The following is a 3,738-nucleotide window of genomic DNA, read 5'->3' on the forward strand; positions in this document are numbered from 1 at the left end:
CATTGTGCCCGCTCAGGGTCCGTTGGAGGAGCGGGGCGGACCATCCCATTAAGAATTCGCGGCACTGCGTCCGCCTGGGCGTCCTCGCGGACAGAAGGCGGAAGACCAGCTCGGCGCAAGTGATGCGAATGGAGCTCGGCCGAGATGACGCGTAGCCAATGGCTGCAATCGGCTCCCAGACCGCCACATAGCAATCTTCGATTCGGTAGACGTTCCCATGAATATCCTCATCATCGGCTCGGGTGGCCGCGAGCATGCCCTAGCCTGGAAGATCGCCCAATCACCGCAAGCGACCCAGGTCTTCGTCGCGCCTGGCAACGGCGGCACCCTCGCCGAGCCCAAGGTCGAGAATGTCGATCTGGACCCGACCGATGCCGAGGCGTTGATTGAGTTCGCACAGCAGAAACAGACCGGGCTCTGTGTGATCGGCCCCGAGGCACCCTTGGTCGCTGGTGTCAGCAATGCGCTAATGGCCGCCGGCCTGCGCTGCTGTGGTCCCTCACAGCAGGCGGCACAACTAGAAGGCTCTAAGGACTTCGCCAAGGCCTTCATGCAACGTCATGGCATCCCAACCGCCGCCTATCGGACCTTCAGCGACCGCGATCAGGCCCTGGCCTACCTGGATCAAGTCGGCGCCCCTGTGGTGGTCAAGGCCGACGGCCTGGCCGCGGGCAAGGGCGTGGTGGTCGCCGATGAGTTGGATCAGGCGCGCGCCGCGGTCGATGCCATGCTCGGTCAGGGACAATTCGGTCACGCCGGACAGCGGGTGGTGATCGAGGAGAAACTGCTGGGCGAGGAGGTCAGTTTCATCGTCCTGGTCAGCGGCGAGCAGGTACTGCCACTGGCAACCTCACAGGATCATAAGGCACGCGACGAGGGCGATCGCGGCCCGAATACTGGGGGCATGGGCGCCTATTCACCGGCCCCCATCGTCACGCCCGAGCTCGAGCAGCGGATCATGCGCGAGGTGATCGAGCCGACGGTAGCGGGTCTGCGCGCCGAGGATCTGCCCTATGTCGGCTTTCTCTACGCCGGACTGATGATCGGCGAGGACGGCAGGCCGCGCGTGCTTGAGTATAACTGCCGGCTGGGCGATCCGGAGACGCAGCCGATCCTGATGCGGCTGGAGAGCGACCTGCTCGAGCTGTGCCTAGCCGCAACCGAAGGCCGGCTTGCCGAGGTCGAGGCACGCTGGCACGATCAGGCTGCGCTTGGGGTGGTGATGGCCGCCGGTGGTTATCCGGGCGACTATGCCAAAGGCCATCCGATCGAGGGTCTTGATACCGCAGGCAACGGTGGGCGCACGGTCGCGGTTTCAGAAACAGACGCAGAAGCAAGCTCGGGAACAACGCCGGGAGCAACCTTAGCCGAGACCAAGGTCTTCCACGCCGGTACCAAACGCGATGGCGAGCAGACGCTCACCAACGGCGGTCGCGTGCTCTGTGCTACCGCACTTGGCGCCGATGTCGGCGAGGCTGCTGCAAAGGCCTATGCGCTGGCCGAGCGAATCCAGTTCGAAGGCGCCTTCTATCGGCGCGATATCGGTCATCGTGCGCTCAAACGCGGGACAACACGCTGAGCGATCAGCGCGGCGAGCGGCTGCAGCTGCGGATACAGCGGTCCCAGCTCCTGCAGATAGCCCAGGGTGCGAGGTAGGTCGGCAAGATAGCCGCGCTTGCCATCGCGAACCGCCAAGCGCGCGAAGATACCGGCAGCCTTGAGATGGCGTTGAGCGCCCATCAGGTCGAACCAGCGCAGAAATCGAGGCTTGTCGACGGCTGCTAGCAGACCAGCGGCCTGCGCCTGCTCGGCAGAAAGGTCGACCCAGGCCAGCACACGCTCGCGCGGCCAATCGATGTAGCAATCCTTCAGCAGCGAGGCGAGATCATAGGTCAGCGGCCCTGACACCGCGTCTTGCAGGTCCAGAATGCCTGGATTGGCCGACTCGCTGAGCATCAGATTGCGGCTGTGGAAGTCTCGATGGACAGCGACGCGAGGTTGTTCCAGAGCAGTGCTGATCAGCTCGGCGTAGAGCTGCTCCAGCTGTTCTGCTTCAGGCTTAGTGAGCTCGAGCTGCAGCAGCGCTTCAAGCAGCCATTGTCTGAATAGATCGAGCTCGCGGCGCAAGAAGGCCTCATCGTAGATCGGCAGCTCGTCGCTCGGAAGCCCGAGCTGCAGCTTGATCAGTGCCGCAATCGCGTCGCCATACAGCGCGTCGGCCCGCAAAGGTGTCAGCGCGTTCAGGTAGGTTCGCGTCCCGAGATCGGAGACGACCAAGAAGCCGCGTTCATGATCCTCAGCCAACACCTCAGGGGCATTCAACCCCGCGCGACGAAACGCGCGCGCCAACCGGGCAAAGCGCGCGCTGTCCTCGTGCTCGGGCGGCGCGTCGACGGCAATCAGGCTGCGGTCCTGATCGCTGAAGCGCCAATAGCGGCGAAAGCTCGCATCCGCAGAGGCTGGCTCAAGCGACCCGATCCCCGCACCCAGTACCGTCGCAAGCCATTGCCCCAACAACACCCGTCGCTCGTTCGACACCGCACAACCCCGCTCATGAACTGCTTCATCAATCGCTACTGGACACCGCGAGCACGCGGGCTGACGCGAGCGCTCAATGCGTCCGAGTTTGCCGAGCCGCGGCGGATGTGCGACCTTACACTGATTTTGCCGACTGTGGCGCGAAACAGGCGCACCGGCGCGGTTCTTCCACTACTGCTTGCCGCGACAGCGACCGCCCATCGAACGCATGACCGCTTTGGACCGCAGACGAATCTTCGCCGTTGCCACCGCCCTCTTGCCCTGGGTGTTGATCGGGGCACCAGGCCAGCCCGTCGCCCAAACAGTCAATCAAGAGCCCGCTCAACAGCGAGCTTCTCAGCTGTCACAAGCGTCCATCGAAGACAGCAGCTCCGCGTCGCCAGCAGGGCCACCGCCAGCCTCACAGCTGCGCTCATCGCTGCTCGGGCCGACAACCGACACCGAGGCTCGCTCCCGAGCCAATACCGTGGAAGCGCCTGCAGCTGCACAGCCGCATCCGGCGCTTGAATCCACGCCCTCGACAGATCGCGAAACCCTGCTCCATCAGGGATTGGAATGGACCTACTGCGGACCACGGCCGACCCGACTCGGAGCGGTTCCAGTGACGCCGGAGCCAGCACCGGATACGCCGATTGAGATCGACACCGGCGCGGTCGCCTACCAGCGGGATACCGGCATCATAACGCTCAGCGGCGGTGTCGACGTCCGCCGCTCCCAGGAGCGGGTCGTCGCCGAAACCTTAACCTATGATCGCAACACCGGCGACATCAAGACCCAGGGTGCGACCCTGCTTGAGCGGCCGGGGCTGAGGATGATCGGCGATCGCGCCCTACTCAATCTGGAAACCGACCAAGGGCAGATGCAGAACGTCAGCTACCGGTTTTCACGAAGTGCCAATCTGCGCGGAACCGCCGATCTCGCCGAGCTGCTTAGCCCATCACGAACGCGCTACGAAGGGCTAGTCTATTCGACCTGTCCGCCAGGCAGTAACGCCTGGTCAATCAAGGCGTCAACGCTCAAGCTCGACCAAGACACGGGTATCGGGGTCGCGCGCGAGGCCCGCCTGCGCGGCCAGTTCTGGCGCTCCAACTGCGGCCCGTCCGAGCGCTGCACCCTCTCGCTGCCCGGCACCAACGCCCACCGCATCCGCGCCGGGGAGACCGGCTACGACAACCTCGTCGTCACCGGCGACTGGATCGA

The 3,738-nt window shown here is 64.4% G+C and carries 2 protein-coding genes and 1 pseudogene; 2 read left to right on the forward strand and 1 reads right to left on the reverse strand.

The annotated features are described in order from the left end of the window. Positions 1–217 precede the first annotated feature (217 nt). A complete protein-coding gene (gene purD, locus ACY693_RS16540; protein WP_462322911.1) occupies positions 218–1,579 on the forward strand; it encodes a phosphoribosylamine--glycine ligase in 1,362 nt (453 codons plus the stop codon). On the opposite strand, the gene ACY693_RS16545 is transcribed toward purD, so the two are convergent. Next, complete coding sequence (locus ACY693_RS16545) at positions 1,546–2,538, reverse strand: aminoglycoside phosphotransferase family protein (RefSeq protein WP_462322912.1); 993 nt, start codon at positions 2,536–2,538, stop codon at positions 1,546–1,548. The genes purD and ACY693_RS16545 overlap by 34 nt on opposite strands. A 466-nt stretch (positions 2,539–3,004) precedes the next feature. Here ACY693_RS16545 and ACY693_RS16550 point away from each other — a divergent pair. Continuing rightward, a pseudogene (locus ACY693_RS16550) lies at positions 3,005–3,738 on the forward strand (hypothetical protein); the annotation flags it as partial.

This window comes from Halochromatium sp., from assembly GCF_054919635.1.